The 14568-nt window shown below is 70.2% G+C and carries 13 protein-coding genes; 10 read left to right on the top strand and 3 right to left on the bottom strand.

Translation table 11 applies throughout. From position 1 onward, the window contains the following. Positions 1-151: 151 nt before the first annotated feature. On the top strand, positions 152-1669 hold the full coding sequence (gene eccD, locus Sco07f_RS35350; RefSeq protein ID WP_108990295.1) for a type VII secretion integral membrane protein EccD: 1518 nt from the start codon (positions 152-154) through the stop codon (positions 1667-1669). Between the two features lie 164 nt (positions 1670-1833). Here the strand turns inward: eccD and Sco07f_RS35355 are convergent, their stop codons facing one another. Further along, positions 1834-2130, bottom strand: coding sequence for a DUF397 domain-containing protein (locus tag Sco07f_RS35355; protein ID WP_108990288.1), 297 nt, complete (start codon positions 2128-2130; stop codon positions 1834-1836). A gap of 175 nt (positions 2131-2305) precedes the next feature. On the opposite strand from Sco07f_RS35355, the gene Sco07f_RS35360 reads away from it, so the two are divergent. The 6 genes from Sco07f_RS35360 to Sco07f_RS35385 all read left to right on the top strand — a co-directional run bounded on the left by Sco07f_RS35360 (position 2306) and on the right by Sco07f_RS35385 (position 9501). Beyond that, positions 2306-3820, top strand: a complete 1515-nt coding sequence (locus Sco07f_RS35360) for an outer membrane protein assembly factor BamB family protein (protein ID WP_108990289.1) — start codon at positions 2306-2308, stop codon at positions 3818-3820. Between the two features lie 173 nt (positions 3821-3993). Next, the gene (rpsO, locus tag Sco07f_RS35365) at positions 3994-4281 is read left to right on the top strand and encodes a 30S ribosomal protein S15 (RefSeq protein WP_003973291.1); all 288 of its coding nucleotides are present in this window, start codon (positions 3994-3996) and stop codon (positions 4279-4281) included. Positions 4282-4647: 366 nt separating this feature from the next. Further along, the gene (locus Sco07f_RS35370; protein WP_054100886.1) at positions 4648-6864 is read left to right on the top strand and encodes a polyribonucleotide nucleotidyltransferase; all 2217 of its coding nucleotides are present in this window, start codon (positions 4648-4650) and stop codon (positions 6862-6864) included. Continuing rightward, positions 6861-8240: a M16 family metallopeptidase gene (locus Sco07f_RS35375; protein ID WP_007387857.1), complete on the top strand. Its 1380-nt coding sequence runs from the start codon at positions 6861-6863 to the stop codon at positions 8238-8240. The genes Sco07f_RS35370 and Sco07f_RS35375 overlap by 4 nt, the downstream gene beginning before the upstream one ends. A 39-nt stretch (positions 8241-8279) precedes the next feature. Continuing rightward, a complete protein-coding gene (dapB, locus tag Sco07f_RS35380) occupies positions 8280-9032 on the top strand; it encodes a 4-hydroxy-tetrahydrodipicolinate reductase (RefSeq protein WP_007387858.1) in 753 nt (250 codons plus the stop codon). A gap of 13 nt (positions 9033-9045) precedes the next feature. Then, entirely contained in the window at positions 9046-9501 is a 456-nt protein-coding gene (locus tag Sco07f_RS35385; protein ID WP_003973287.1) for a tetratricopeptide repeat protein, read from the top strand. Positions 9502-9578: 77 nt separating this feature from the next. Here the strand turns inward: Sco07f_RS35385 and Sco07f_RS35390 are convergent, their stop codons facing one another. Further along, a complete protein-coding gene (locus Sco07f_RS35390) occupies positions 9579-10133 on the bottom strand; it encodes an SCO5741 family PH domain-containing membrane protein (RefSeq protein WP_007387839.1) in 555 nt (184 codons plus the stop codon). A 116-nt stretch (positions 10134-10249) separates the two neighbouring features. Next, positions 10250-10489, bottom strand: coding sequence for a hypothetical protein (locus Sco07f_RS35395; protein WP_007387840.1), 240 nt, complete (start codon positions 10487-10489; stop codon positions 10250-10252). Between the two features lie 204 nt (positions 10490-10693). On the opposite strand from Sco07f_RS35395, the gene thyX reads away from it, so the two are divergent. The 3 genes from thyX to Sco07f_RS35410 all read left to right on the top strand — a co-directional run bounded on the left by thyX (position 10694) and on the right by Sco07f_RS35410 (position 14392). Next, the gene (thyX, locus tag Sco07f_RS35400; protein WP_087789362.1) at positions 10694-11434 is read left to right on the top strand and encodes an FAD-dependent thymidylate synthase; all 741 of its coding nucleotides are present in this window, start codon (positions 10694-10696) and stop codon (positions 11432-11434) included. Positions 11435-11653: 219 nt separating this feature from the next. Continuing rightward, complete coding sequence (gene dapA / locus Sco07f_RS35405) at positions 11654-12553, top strand: 4-hydroxy-tetrahydrodipicolinate synthase (RefSeq protein WP_007387860.1); 900 nt, start codon at positions 11654-11656, stop codon at positions 12551-12553. Between the two features lie 153 nt (positions 12554-12706). Further along, complete coding sequence (locus tag Sco07f_RS35410; protein WP_007387861.1) at positions 12707-14392, top strand: ribonuclease J; 1686 nt, start codon at positions 12707-12709, stop codon at positions 14390-14392. Positions 14393-14568: the final 176 nt, after the last annotated feature.

Here is a 14568-nt window from a genome sequence, read left to right on the forward strand (position 1 = left end):
CCGCAGGGAGAGCAACGCCGCGTACGAGCGGCCCCCGAGCCCCGCAGCGGTGAAGGGGGCGACGGAACAACCGAGCAGGATCGTTGCCAAGAGGCGGGGCGTCGGCGCCGCACCTTGCCGACATCACCTATGAGGGGGACAACGGGTGAGCATGACGGCCTCCGCGCCGACCGGTGCGACGGGCGGAACACGCACCGGTGCCGGAAGCGCTGCCGCAGCGGGCTCGGGACTCGGCTTCTGCCGAGTCACGATCGTGGCCCCCGACAGCCGTATCGACGTGGCCCTGCCCGACGACGTGCCGGTCGCCGACCTCTACCCCGAGATCCTGCGGTTCTCCCGGCAGAGCCCCGCCGAGGGCGCGCCCGTCGGGTATCACCTCGTACGCCGTGACGGCACCGTCCTCGACAGCGCCCGCTCCTTCGCGGCGCAGCGCATCCTGGACGGCGAGCTGCTCACTCTGCGTCCGTTCGCCGACTCGCTGCCCCCGGCCGTGTTCGACGACGTGTCGGAGGCGGTCGCGTCGGCCGTCGTCCACGACCGCACGCTGTGGGACGGCGCGCTCACCCGCGCGGCGTGTCTGGCCGCGGCGGGAGTCTTCCCGGTGCTGCTGGCGTTCGTGGCCTGGAGTTCCCAGGTCCGCCATGACATGCACGGTCTCCAGGGCATCCTCGCCGCCGTTGCCGGAGTCCTGCTCGTCATCTTCGCCTGCGTCCGAGCGCGCATCTACCGGGACCGAGGTTCCGCTCTGGCCCTCGGCCTGGGTGGACTCGCGAACGTGGCTGTGGCCGGCTCCGGACTGGTCCCGCTCGCCGAGGGGCACGGCATCGGGAGGCTCCAGTTCCTCCTGGCGTGCGCGGCGGTCCTGGTCGCCTCCGTCGTGCTCACCCTGGTGTCACCGAGTGGCGACAGCGCCTTCGTCGCGTTCGTCTTCTCCTCCGCGATCGGTCTGCTCGCGACGTTCGTGGCGATGCTGACGCACCTGCAGCCGATGGAGACAGCCGCGGTCTGCGCGGTCCTCTCGGTGTGCGCGCTGGCGTTCCTGCCGGGTCTGTCCGTGCGCTTCGCGAGGCTCCCCCTCGGCTACGAACCGCCCAATCAACCGCGCGGCTCCTACGCGCCGGACGAGGCCGGTGTGCCGGAGCCCGTGGACGCCGAACGCGTGGCGGCCCAGGCCCGTCGCGGACACGAGCTTCTCGCGGGGCTGGTCGGCGGCTGCTCGCTGGTCTCCGTGGGCGCGTCGATCGTCCTCGGCTTCACGGGCAACGTGTCGGCGCAACTGCTGACGCTCGCCACGGGCATCGCGATGGCGATGCGGGCGCAGTTGTTCCGCTACACCACCCAGGTCGCCGCCACGCTGGCCGCCGGCCTCATGTGCCTGGTCGCCCTCGGCCTGGGACTGGCCATGAACCCGCCGACGGAGTACTGGCACGACGCTCTCAAGGGTGACACCGCGGCCCTCGACATGCGCAGCGTGTGGCTGGTCGCGGCGGTGGGGGTGGCCGTGGCTCTGGTCACCGCGATCGGTCTGATCACTCCTCGTCGCGGTGTGACGCCCTTCTGGGGGCGCTTCATGGAGATCGCCGAGGTCTTCGTTCTCCTCACCTTGATTCCCCTGGCCCTCGCGGTCTTCGACGTCTACGCCTCGGCACGGTCGATGACGAGCGACTGAGGACGGCGCCCGCGCGGCGCCACGCGTGGGGACCGGAGGGACAGGCCGGGGTCAGGGACGAGTGGGCCGAGGAGCAAGGAGCCAGAAAAGCCGGACACCCCCTGGGGCGCCCGGCGAGACGGTACGACGAACGGGCGGCATCGGCTTGCCGCCCGACCAAAGTGTCACTCGGTGTCGTTCCCGCTGTCCTGGGGCGCCGGCTCCAGGTCGAACTCCCCGTCCCGCGCGCCGAGTACGAAGGCCCGCCACTCAGCCTCCGTGTACCGCAGCACGGTGTCCGGGTCGAGGGACGACCGCATGGCGACGGCGCCTTCCGGGAGGTAGGCGATCTCGACCCGCTCCTCATGAGCCTCGGTGCCGGGCGCGCTGTGCCATTCGACGCCGGAGATGTCGAGGGCGTAGAGCTCGTCCCGCTCCCGGTCCTTGCGTGCTCGGAGTTCCTTGTCCTCGGCATCGGCCATCGTGGCTCCGGTCCTCCCTGCTGTGCCAACGAACTGTGCGGCTACCCTACTTGCTGCCCACCTTCGTGCCTCGCGGTTCGCGCACGTCTCACCAGGCAGGGAGTGACGATGCCGTCGACTTCTTGACATCTCGACTCCTCGAGACATCGACTCTCTTGTTCGGAAGGCGTCCACTGTGAGCTTCGGGCCCCCGCCCACCCCCTACAACGCGCCCGCGCAGGACACCCGCCCCGGTCCACCGCCGCGCTCCGGGCGCCGGAGGGCGGCCGTCGGTGCGGTCGCGGCGGTCGCGCTCGTGGCCCTGGCGGCCGGGCTGTGGGCATTCGGTACGGGAGGGGCCGACGGGGACTCCGCGCCCGACGGACGTCCGGTGGCCGCCCATCAGGCCCCGGACGACATCAGGGAGACCGTGGAGACCCGGCCGCCGTCCGTGGAGGGCACCGCGGCCGTGTCGTACGAGGAGACCCTCCGTACCGTCGGACGGAACGTCTCGGCGATGGGCACCTGGGCCACGGACAAGGTCTTCGCCAAGAGCTTCGGCAACGAGATCAAGGGCTTCCGGCTCGGCGGCTCCGAAGCGTCGGAGACCGCCTGGCATCTCACCCTCCCCGGCCCGCTCTGCGCGGTGACCCGGCACGTCAGCGTGGACGGCCGTACCGCCATCGCTTACGCCGGCGCCGGCGACGGCGAAGACGAAGGCGAAGGCGAAGGGGAAGGCGAAGACTCGGGCGGCGGGCCGGACTCCGACCCGCTCACCCGCGTCTGCGACCGGCTCGCGGTGTTCGACATCGACACCGGCAAGAAGATGTGGGACACGAAGCTGGCCGGCGCCGGCTCCTCCCTGGCCGTCAACGTGACGATGACGGACGGCACCGTCGTCACCGCCTGGGGCCAGGGCTCGGCGGCGTACGAGCTGACCGGTGGAAAGAGGCTGTGGGCGGACACCGATCCGTCGGCGTGCACCGACGAGGGCTTCGCCGGTGGCCGCGACCTTCTCGCCCTCCTCTCCTGCGGCGACTCGGCCGATCCCGCCTACCGCGTGCAGAAGATCGACCCGCGCACGGGCGACGCCGAGTGGACGTACCGGGTCGCCCGGGGCGTCCAAGGCGTCTACCTGGTCTCCAGCTCACCGGCCGTCGTCGCCGTGGCTGCGGGCGACGTCGTCGTCACCGACCTGATCTCCCTCGACGAGCGGGGCAAGCGCCGCGCGACCATCCGCCTGAACCGCGACCACCAGGTCCTCGACTGCGACCGGACCTTCAGCGCCGTGGTCGAGAGCTGCGACGCGATCGTCGTCGGCGACAGGCAGTTGTATCTCTCGGAGGAGGACCACATCGTCTCCTACGACCTGGCCACCGGCCGGAGCGACGAGAAGTTCGACGCTCCCGCCGGCGGCGAGATGCACCCCCTGAAGATGAGCGGGGACCATCTGATCGCCTACCGCCCGGGCCGGGGCCTGGGCCGCCCCGACGCGATCGTCGCCCTGGACCCCGAGTCCGGCGAGGAGACCCTGTTGCTCCTGTTCGCCGGGGGAGCGGAGGTCAGCGCACTGGACGATCCGGCGCACAACGACATCGTGTACGAGCACGGGCGCGTATTCTTCGCCGCGCGCACCGTCGTGGGCCCGTACAACGAGGGCGAGGTCGGTGGGACCGACCAGGTCGCAGTGGGCATCGAAAGCGCCGGGTAAGTGGCGCGTCTCCCGACTGGTACCCTGTGTGACGGCCGCTTGTGTACGCGCCCCCGGAGCCCCGAGCCCTGGAGGTCGCGCCCGGCGGATCCCCGCCTTCCGAGTTACGGAAGATCCCCCGAGACGTAGACCGGGGGCACTCGGTGGCCAGTCACAGACCCAGAGGAGTACGCGTGTCGCTCGACGCCGCAGTGAAGAAGCAGATCATCACCGAGTTCGGTACCAAGGAGGGCGACACTGGCTCCCCCGAGGTCCAGGTCGCTCTGCTGTCCCGTCGGATCTCCGACCTGACCGAGCACCTCAAGACCCACAAGCACGACCACCACTCCCGTCGTGGTCTGCTCATCCTGGTCGGCCAGCGTCGCCGCCTGCTGCAGTACCTCGCCAAGAAGGACATCCAGCGCTTCCGTGCGCTGGTCGAGCGCCTCGGCATCCGCCGCGGTGCGGCGGGCGCCCGCTAGGACGCCGTGAAGGGAGCGGTTCCCATCGTTCGGGGGCCGCTCCCTTTGCTGTACGTGCGCACTGTCGCCGCCTCTTTGTAGTGTGGTAACAGAACACAGAACACAGAACACAGGACGCACGACGCACCAGCACGACGCGTCGGTACGACGCACGAACGCGTGCGAACGAGTACGAACGAGACGAACGAACCAAGGAGAAGCGGACCTCACGCCGCCGCCGGTCCTCGGTAGTGGCCCCCGGGGGCAGATCCCCGGGTGCTTCGATCGAAGACCGGCCCGCATTGCACGGAACGCTTCTCCGGCACCGTTCCCCCCGCCACACGGGCGGGGCGGGACAAAAGACGACAAGTATCGGAGAAATCACTAGTGGAGAACGAGACCCACTACGCCGAAGCCGTGATCGACAACGGCGCGTTCGGCACCCGCACCATCCGCTTCGAGACGGGCCGTCTGGCCCGTCAGGCCGCCGGTTCCGCCGTGGCGTACCTGGACGACGACACCATGGTGCTGTCGGCCACCAGCGCCTCGAAGAACCCGAAGGACCAGCTCGACTTCTTCCCGCTCACGGTGGACGTCGAGGAGCGGATGTACGCCGCCGGCAAGATCCCCGGCAGCTTCTTCCGCCGTGAGGGCCGGCCCTCCGAGGACGCGATCCTCACCTGCCGCCTGATCGACCGCCCGCTGCGCCCCTCCTTCAAGAAGGGCCTGCGCAACGAGATCCAGGTCGTCGCGACGATCATGGCCCTCAACCCCGACCACCTGTACGACGTCGTGGCGATCAACGCCGCCTCCGCGTCCACGCAGCTGGCCGGCCTGCCCTTCTCCGGCCCGATCGGCGGCGTCCGCGTCGCGCTGATCAGCGGCCAGTGGGTGGCCTTCCCGACGCACACCGAGCTCGAGGACGCCGTCTTCGACATGGTCGTCGCGGGCCGCGCCCTGGAGGACGGCGACGTCGCGATCATGATGGTCGAGGCCGAGGCCACCGAGAAGACCGTCAAGCTGGTCGAGGGCGGCGCCGAGGCGCCGACCGAGGAGGTCGTCGCCGCCGGTCTCGAGGCCGCGAAGCCCTTCATCAAGGTGCTCTGCCGCGCCCAGGCCGACCTCGCCGCCAAGGCCGCCAAGCCGACCGGCGAGTTCCCGATCTTCCTCGACTACCAGGACGACGTCCTGGAGGCGCTGACCGGCGCCGTCCGCCCCGAGCTGGCGCAGGCGCTCACCATCGCCGGCAAGCAGGAGCGCGAGGCCGAGCTGGACCGCGTCAAGGGCATCGCCGCCGAGAAGCTCCTGCCGGAGTTCGAGGGCCGCGAGAAGGAGATCTCCGCCGCGTACCGCGCGCTGACCAAGTCCCTGGTCCGCGAGCGCGTCATCAAGGAGAAGAAGCGCATCGACGGCCGCGGTGTCACCGACATCCGCACCCTGGCCGCCGAGGTCGAGGCCATCCCGCGCGTGCACGGCTCGGCGCTGTTCGAGCGCGGTGAGACCCAGATCCTGGGCGTCACCACCCTGAACATGCTCCGCATGGAGCAGCAGCTGGACACCCTCTCCCCGGTGACCCGCAAGCGCTACATGCACAACTACAACTTCCCGCCCTACTCCGTCGGCGAGACCGGCCGCGTCGGCTCCCCGAAGCGCCGCGAGATCGGCCACGGCGCCCTCGCCGAGCGCGCCATCGTGCCGGTGCTGCCGACGCGCGAGGAGTTCCCCTACGCGATCCGCCAGGTGTCCGAGGCCCTCGGCTCCAACGGCTCGACGTCCATGGGCTCGGTCTGCGCCTCCACCATGTCGCTGCTGAACGCCGGTGTGCCGCTCAAGGCCCCCGTCGCCGGTATCGCCATGGGCCTGATCTCCCAGGAGAGCAACGGCGAGACGCACTACGTCGCCCTCACCGACATCCTCGGTGCGGAGGACGCCTTCGGCGACATGGACTTCAAGGTCGCCGGCACCAAGGAGTTCGTGACCGCCCTCCAGCTCGACACCAAGCTGGACGGCATCCCCGCCTCCGTCCTGGCCGCCGCCCTCAAGCAGGCCCGTGACGCCCGCCTCCACATCCTCGACGTGATGATGGAAGCGATCGACACGCCGGACGAGATGTCCCCGAACGCGCCGCGGATCATCACCGTGAAGATCCCCGTCGACAAGATCGGTGAGGTCATCGGCCCCAAGGGCAAGATGATCAACCAGATCCAGGAGGACACGGGCGCCGACATCACGATCGAGGACGACGGCACCATCTACATCGGTGCCGCCCAGGGCTCGCAGGCCGAGGCCGCCCGCGCCACGATCAACGGCATCGCCAACCCGACCATGCCCGAGGTCGGCGAGCGCTACCTGGGCACGGTCGTCAAGACGACCACCTTCGGCGCGTTCGTCTCGCTGCTGCCCGGCAAGGACGGTCTGCTGCACATCTCGCAGATCCGCAAGCTGGCCGGCGGCAAGCGCGTGGAGAACGTCGAGGACGTCCTCGGTGTGGGCCAGAAGGTCCAGGTCGAGATCGCCGAGATCGACTCCCGCGGCAAGCTCTCCCTCATCCCCGTCATCGAGGGCGAAGAGGGCGACGACAAGAAGGACGACGCCGACAAGTGACGTCCCGTAGCGCCAAGGCGACGGCCCGCACCTCCTCGGAGGCGCGGGCCGTCGCCCGTACCCAAACCCTGATCAAGGGGGAGAACGGCATCGGCACGGTCCGCAAGACCACCCTCCCCGGCGGCCTGCGCATCGTCACCGAGACGCTCCCCTCGGTCCGCTCGGCGACCTTCGGCATCTGGGCGCACGTCGGCTCCCGCGACGAGACCCCGGCCCTGAACGGCGCCACCCACTACCTGGAGCACCTGCTCTTCAAGGGCACCCGCAAGCGCAGTGCCCTGGACATCTCCGCCGCCATCGACGCGGTCGGCGGCGAGATGAACGCCTTCACGGCGAAGGAGTACACGTGCTACTACGCGCGCGTGCTCGACACCGACCTGCCGCTCGCCATCGACGTCGTCTGCGACATGCTGACCGGCTCGCTGATCCAGGAGGAGGACGTCGACGTCGAGCGCGGCGCGATCCTCGAGGAGATCGCGATGACCGAGGACGACCCCGGCGACTGCGTGCACGATCTCTTCGCGCACACCATGTTCGGCGACAACGCGCTGGGCCGCCCCGTCCTCGGCACCGTCGACACGGTCAACGCCCTCACCGCCGACCGCATCCGCCGCTTCTACAAGAAGCACTACGACCCCACCCACCTCGTGGTCGCCGCGGCCGGCAACGTCGACCACAACAAGGTCGTACGCCAGGTCCGCGCCGCCTTCGAGAAGGCCGGCGCCTTCAGGAACCCGGGGGCCGAACCGCTCGCCCCGCGCGAGGGACGGCGCACCGTCCGTGCCGCCGGCCGCGTCGAGCTCATCGGCCGCAAGACCGAGCAGGCGCACGTCATCCTCGGCATGCCGGGCCTGGCCCGCACCGACGAGCGCCGTTGGGCGATGGGCGTGCTCAACACCGCCCTCGGCGGCGGCATGTCCTCGCGCCTGTTCCAGGAGGTCCGGGAGAAGCGCGGGCTGGCGTACAGCGTGTACTCGTACACGTCCGGGTTCGCCGACTGCGGCCTGTTCGGCGTGTACGCGGGCTGCCGGCCCTCCCAGGTGCACGACGTGCTCAAGATCTGCCGCGACGAGCTGGACCACGTCGCCGAGCACGGCCTCACGGACGACGAGATCGGCCGCGCCGTCGGCCAGCTCCAGGGCTCCACGGTCCTCGGCCTCGAGGACACGGGCGCGCTGATGAACCGTATCGGCAAGAGCGAGCTGTGCTGGGGCGAGCAGATGTCGGTCGACGACATGCTGGCCCGGATAGCCTCGGTCACGCCGGACGACGTCCGTGCCGTCGCCCGCGACGTCCTGGGCCGCCGGCCGTCCCTGTCGGTCATCGGCCCGCTCAAGGACAAGCAGGCGGCCCGGCTGCACGACGCCGTCGCCTGACGGTTCCGTCGCGAAACGTTCGAGAAGGAAGCATGTGACATGAGCAAGCTGCGCGTGGCCGTCCTCGGTGCCAAGGGCCGGATCGGCTCCGAGGCGGTCCGGGCGGTCGAGGCCGCCGAGGACATGGAGCTGGTCGCCGCCCTCGGCCGGGGCGACAGTCTGGAGGCGCTGGCCGAGAACGGCGCCCAGGTCGCCGTCGAGCTGACCACCCCCGCCTCGGTGATGGACAACCTCGACTACTGCCTGCGCCACGGCATCCACGCCGTCGTCGGCACCACCGGCTGGACCGACGAGCGCCTCGCGCAGCTCAACGCGTGGCTCGACGCCTCCCCGGAGACCGGCGTGCTCATCGCGCCGAACTTCTCCATCGGCGCCGTGCTGACCATGAGGTTCGCGCAGATCGCCGCCCCGTACTTCGAGTCCGTCGAGGTCGTCGAGCTGCACCACCCGAACAAGGTGGACGCCCCCAGCGGCACCGCCACCCGCACCGCCCAGCTGATCGCTGCGGCCCGGCAGAAGGCAGGCTCCGCACCGGCGCCCGACGCCACTGCCACCGCCCTGGACGGCGCCCGCGGCGCGGACGTGGACGGGGTCCCGGTCCACGCGATCCGGCTGCGCGGACTGCTCGCCCACCAGGAGGTCCTGCTGGGCGGCGAGGGCGAGACCCTCACCGTCCGGCACGACTCCCTGCACCACAGCAGCTTCATGCCGGGCATCCTGCTGGGCGCCCGCCGGGTGGTCACCACCCCGGGCCTCACCTTCGGCCTGGAACACTTCCTGGACCTGAACTGAGGCCCTCACCCTGATGCGCGCGAAGATCACCTACCTCGTCACGGCCGCCGTCCTGGTCTTCTACTTCCTCCTGGTCGGCAGCCGCGGCGTGCTGCTCATCAAGACCGGCACCCTGCTCACCGTCACCTTCGGCGTCGCGGTGCTGATCCTGCCGGTGATCGGCCTGTGGTTCCTGTGGAAGAACACCCAGTTCGTCCGCAGGGCCAACCAGCTCGCCGCCGAGCTGGACGCCGAGGGCGGACTGCCCGTCGACGAGCTGAAGCGCACCCCCAGCGGCCGGGTCGACCGGGAGTCGGCCGACGCGGTCTTCGCCCTGCGCAGGGCCGAGACCGAGGACGCCCCCGGCGACTGGCGCAGCTGGTTCCGCCTCGCCGTCGCCTACCACGACGCCCGCGACACCCCGCGCGCCCGCAAGGCGATGCAGCGGGCGATCGCCCTCCACGACGGCAAGCACGTCGAGGCCGCCTGAGCGGACCGCACGCCAGACGCCGGGGCCCGGACCGCAGCTGTGCGGTCCGGGCCCCGGCGTCCCGACTGTCGGGTGCGTCAGTCCCGTCGGTACTCGGCGGCCCACGCCTCCACCGCGTCGGCCGCCCGGTTGAAGGCGCCGTCGCGCGCGAGGAAGTCGGAGTTGTGCGTGGTCAGCAGCGGGGCCATGGGCTCGGCGGACCGGCCGTTGCGGACGAGCAGCAGAGCCTGCCCCTGCACCGTGCGCGGCAGTCCGAGCCAGCGCACCGGCTGCTGCACCGTGCGCACACTGGCCACCTGCTGCCAGGCCACCGTGCGCGTGGTGAGGAAGCCCACCTGACGCACCCCGTGCGCGCTCACCCACGCGCCCATGCGCAGCATCCGCAGGGCGCAGAGGATGACGACGACCGCGACGCCGAAGACCACCCCGGCGGAGGACACCCCGCCGGTCGCCGCGATGATGACCGCCGCGAACAGGACGAACGAGGCGAGCAGCAGCATCAGCGCCGCCGTCCCCACGCGCCACGGCCCCGGCCGGTAGGGCCGGCGCCAGAGGTCGCGGTCGTCGTACGGCAGCGCGACGTCGTCGGCCGTGTCAAAGGCGCGGTCGGCCGTCAGGAAGGGCAGGGGCACGGCTGGTCCTCACTCGTTCCATGGCAAGTGTTGTGCCCGGTGAGGCTACCGACCTGTGTCTGCCGTCACCACCCTCGGGGGTCCGGACGGAGTCCGACCGGCCGTCCCGTGCGCTCCTAGCGTCCCTCGGACGCCTGTGACGGCTGCTTGTGCGGGGAGGGCTGGTCGGCCGACAGAGCGGGCATCCCGATCACCAGGGAGCCCACCAGACCGGCGACGACGGTGACGCCGAGGAGCCAGCGTCCGGCCAGCTGGCCGAAGGACGCCCGCTCGGGCGGCGGGGGTGTGACATTGCTGCGGAACCTGTCGGCCTCGGCGACGAAGGCGAACGGCACGGGTTCACGCCGGCGGATCATAGGGACTGCGTCTCCCTTCGGGGACTGGAATGAAGTGCTGTTACTCATACAGACGAACGAATGCCCCTCCAGGTGCCCTGTTTCGCCGACTTCATTGCGGCACGGCATCGAACGCCCGATTCGGCGCCACTTGGCGGCCCGTAGAGTGGCCTCGCCAGGCGACGCGATGGGCGCCAAGCGACGAGATGGGAAGGCCCTCCACCCGTGACCGACACCCCCGCCGACGATTTCAAGATCGACCTCCGCAGCGACATCACCGTGGAGCTGGTCAAGAGCGCCGCGACCGACTCCGACGTACTGTTCGCGGCCCGCGTCTCGACCGCCGGGGAGCAGTCCCTGGACGAACTGAAGAAGGACCCCGAGCGTTCCAAGGGCCTGATCAACTACCTCATGCGGGACCGGCACGGCAGCCCGTTCGAGCACAACTCGATGACCTTCTTCGTCAGCGCCCCGATCTTCGTCTTCCGCGAGTTCATGCGGCACCGCGTCGGCTGGTCCTACAACGAGGAGTCGGGCCGCTACCGGGAGCTCCAGCCCGTCTTCTACGTGCCGGACGCCTCCCGCAAGCTGGTCCAGCAGGGCCGCCCCGGCAAGTACGTCTTCGTCGAGGGCACCCCGGAGCAGCACGAGCTGGTCGGCGGCGCGATGGAGGACTCCTACCGCCAGGCCTACGCGACGTACCAGAGGATGCTCGCCGCCGGCGTCGCCCGCGAGGTGGCCCGCGCGGTGCTCCCCGTCGGCCTGTACTCGTCGATGTACGCCACCTGCAACGCCCGCTCGCTGATGCACTTCCTGGGCCTGCGCACCCAGCACGAGCTGGCGAAGGTGCCCTCGTTCCCGCAGCGGGAGATCGAGATGGTCGGCGAGAAGATGGAAGAGGAGTGGGCCCGCCTCATGCCGCTCACCCACGCCGCCTTCAACACCAACGGCCGCGTGGCGCCGTAAGGCGTCCGGCCCCCTGGCCGGCCCGGCCGGGCACAGATGTACGCATCAACCATGCGAAGTGTCCGGATTGCGGCGTTTGGAGAAGTTCATCTAGCCTGATCAAAGGGACCCGGCACTGCTTGAACCCCCGAGCAGGCAGTGCCGGGCTCCACTTCCGTTCCGACCGGCCGCCTCCCCCGAGGGCAGACCCCGCCCTGAGCAACGAGTAGCGTGTAACCCATGGCTCCGACCTCCACTCCGCAGACCCCCTTCGGGCGGGTCCTCACCGCCATGGTCACGCCGTTCACGGCGGACGGCGCACTCGACCTCGACGGCGCCCAGCGGCTCGCCGCCCACCTGGTGGACGCAGGCAACGACGGCCTGATCATCAACGGCACCACCGGCGAGTCCCCCACCACCAGCGACGCGGAGAAAGCGGACCTCGTACGAGCCGTACTGGAGGCCGTCGGCGACCGGGCACACGTCGTCGCCGGAGTGGGCACGAACAACACCCAGCACAGCATCGAGCTGGCCCGCGCCGCCGAGCGCGTCGGCGCCCACGGCCTGCTGCTCGTCACGCCGTACTACAACAAGCCCCCGCAAGAGGGCCTGTACCAGCACTTCACGGCCATCGCCGATGCCGCGGAGCTGCCCGTCATGCTCTACGACATCCCCGGCCGCAGCGGCGTCCCGATCAACACCGAGACCCTGGTCCGTCTCGCGGAGCACCCGCGGATCGTCGCCAACAAGGACGCCAAGGGCGACCTCGGCCGCGCCAGCTGGGCCATCGCGCACTCCGGCCTCGCCTGGTACTCCGGCGACGACATGCTGAACCTCCCGCTGCTCGCCGTGGGCGCGGTCGGCTTCGTCTCCGTCGTCGGCCACGTCGTCACCCCGGAACTGCGCGCCATGGTGGACGCGCACGTCGCCGGTGACGTACAGAAGGCACTGGAGATCCACCAGAAGCTGCTCCCCGTCTTCACCGGCATGTTCCGCACCCAGGGCGTCATGACCACCAAGGGCGCGCTCGCCCTCCAGGGACTGCCCGCGGGACCGCTGCGCGCCCCCATGGTCGGCCTCACGCCCGAGGAAACCGAGCAGCTCAAGATCGATCTTGCCGCCGGCGGGGTACAGCTCTGACATCAGACTTCGCACCACCGCACGACTGCACGGACTTCACAACTGAATAGGCGGGCCACCGGTGCCCGCACCCCATACGACAACTGCTTCTGCACGAACGTCATGCGCGCCACGTGCCCACCGGTACGTGGCGCGTGTGGTGAGGAGAGTCTTTTGAGTCATCCGCATCCTGAACTGGGCCGGCCCCCGGTGCTCCCGAAGGGCGGCCTGCGGGTCACCCCCCTGGGCGGCCTCGGCGAAATCGGCCGCAACATGACGGTCTTCGAATACGGCGGCCGTCTGCTGATCGTCGACTGCGGCGTGCTCTTCCCCGAGGAGGAGCAGCCCGGCATCGACCTGATCCTGCCGGACTTCACGTCCATCCGGGACCGCCTCGACGACATCGAGGGCATCGTCCTGACCCACGGCCACGAGGACCACATCGGCGGCGTCCCCTTCCTCCTCCGCGAGAAGCCGGACATCCCGCTGATCGGCTCCAAGCTGACCCTCGCGCTCATCGAGGCCAAGCTCCAGGAGCACCGCATCCGGCCGTACACCCTCGAGGTGGCGGAGGGGCACCGGGAACGCGTCGGTCCCTTCGACTGCGAGTTCGTCGCGGTCAACCACTCCATCCCGGACGCGCTGGCCGTCGCCATCCGCACCCCGGCGGGCATGGTCGTCCACACCGGCGACTTCAAGATGGACCAGCTTCCGCTGGACGGCCGCCTCACCGACCTGCACGCGTTCGCGCGCCTCAGCGAGGAGGGCATCGACCTGCTCCTCGCCGACTCGACCAACGCCGAGGTGCCGGGCTTCGTCCCGCCCGAGCGGGACATCTCGAACGTCCTGCGCCAGGTCTTCGCCAGCGCCCGCAAGCGCATCATCGTGGCGAGCTTCGCCAGCCACGTCCACCGCATCCAGCAGATCCTGGACGCCGCCCACGAGTACGGCCGCCGGGTCGCCTTCGTCGGCCGCTCCATGGTCCGCAACATGGGCATCGCCAGAGACCTCGGCTACCTGAAGGTCCCGCCGGGCCTGGTGGTCGACGTCAAGACGCTCGACGACCTGCCCGACAGCGAGGTCGTCCTGGTCTGCACGGGCTCCCAGGGCGAACCGATGGCCGCCCTGTCGCGCATGGCCAACCGCGACCACCAGATCCGCATCGTCAACGGCGACACGGTGATCCTGGCCTCGTCCCTCATCCCGGGCAACGAGAACGCGGTGTACCGCGTGATCAACGGCCTGACCCGCTGGGGCGCCAACGTCGTCCACAAGGGCAACGCCAAGGTCCACGTCTCGGGCCACGCCTCGGCCGGCGAGCTGCTGTACTTCTACAACATCTGCCGCCCGAAGAACCTGATGCCGGTCCACGGCGAATGGCGCCACCTGCGCGCCAACGCCGAGCTGGGCGCCCTGACCGGCGTGCCGCACGACCGCATCGTCATCGCCGAGGACGGCGTGGTCGTCGACCTGGTCGAGGGCAAGGCGAAGATCACCGGCAAGGTCCAGGCGGGGTACGTCTACGTCGACGGGCTCTCGGTCGGCGACGTCGGCGAGCCGGCCCTCAAGGACCGCAAGATCCTCGGCGACGAGGGCATCATCTCGGTCTTCGTGGTGATGGACTCCTCCACCGGCAAGATCACCGGTGGGCCGCACGTCCAGGCCCGCGGGTCGGGCATCGAGGACTCGGCCTTCGCCGCGGTGCTCCCCAAGGTCACCGAAGCGCTGGAGCGCTCGGCCCAGGACGGTGTCGTCGAGCCGCACCAGATGCAGCAACTGATCCGCAGGACCCTCGGCAAGTGGGTCTCGGACACCTACCGGCGCCGGCCGATGATCCTGCCTGTCGTCGTGGAGGTCTGACGGGCCGTCGGACCACCGACAGCGCCAACCTGGAGCGGGGCGCCCCGATTTGCATCGGGGCGCCCCGCTCCAGTACGTTTACATCTCCGCTCGGACGGGCACCCGATCACTTCGTGGTTCGGAGCCGCCCCGGAGGGTGGAAATACCGACTCAGAATCTCTGATAAAGTCGGACTC

The organism is Streptomyces coelicoflavus (assembly GCF_003112555.1).
Lineage (GTDB): Bacteria > Actinomycetota > Actinomycetes > Streptomycetales > Streptomycetaceae > Streptomyces > Streptomyces coelicoflavus.

Excerpts from the sequence above, each read along its gene's own strand:
- eccD (WP_108990295.1), top strand. The coding sequence starts at position 152 with ATGACGGCCTCCGCGCCGACCGGTGCGACGGGCGGAACACGCACCGGT.
- Sco07f_RS35355 (WP_108990288.1), bottom strand. The coding sequence starts at position 2,130 with ATGGCCGATGCCGAGGACAAGGAACTCCGAGCACGCAAGGACCGGGAG.
- dapB (WP_007387858.1), top strand. The coding sequence starts at position 8,280 with ATGAGCAAGCTGCGCGTGGCCGTCCTCGGTGCCAAGGGCCGGATCGGC.
- Sco07f_RS35385 (WP_003973287.1), top strand. The coding sequence starts at position 9,046 with ATGCGCGCGAAGATCACCTACCTCGTCACGGCCGCCGTCCTGGTCTTC.
- Sco07f_RS35395 (WP_007387840.1), bottom strand. The coding sequence starts at position 10,489 with ATGATCCGCCGGCGTGAACCCGTGCCGTTCGCCTTCGTCGCCGAGGCC.
- dapA (WP_007387860.1), top strand. The coding sequence starts at position 11,654 with ATGGCTCCGACCTCCACTCCGCAGACCCCCTTCGGGCGGGTCCTCACC.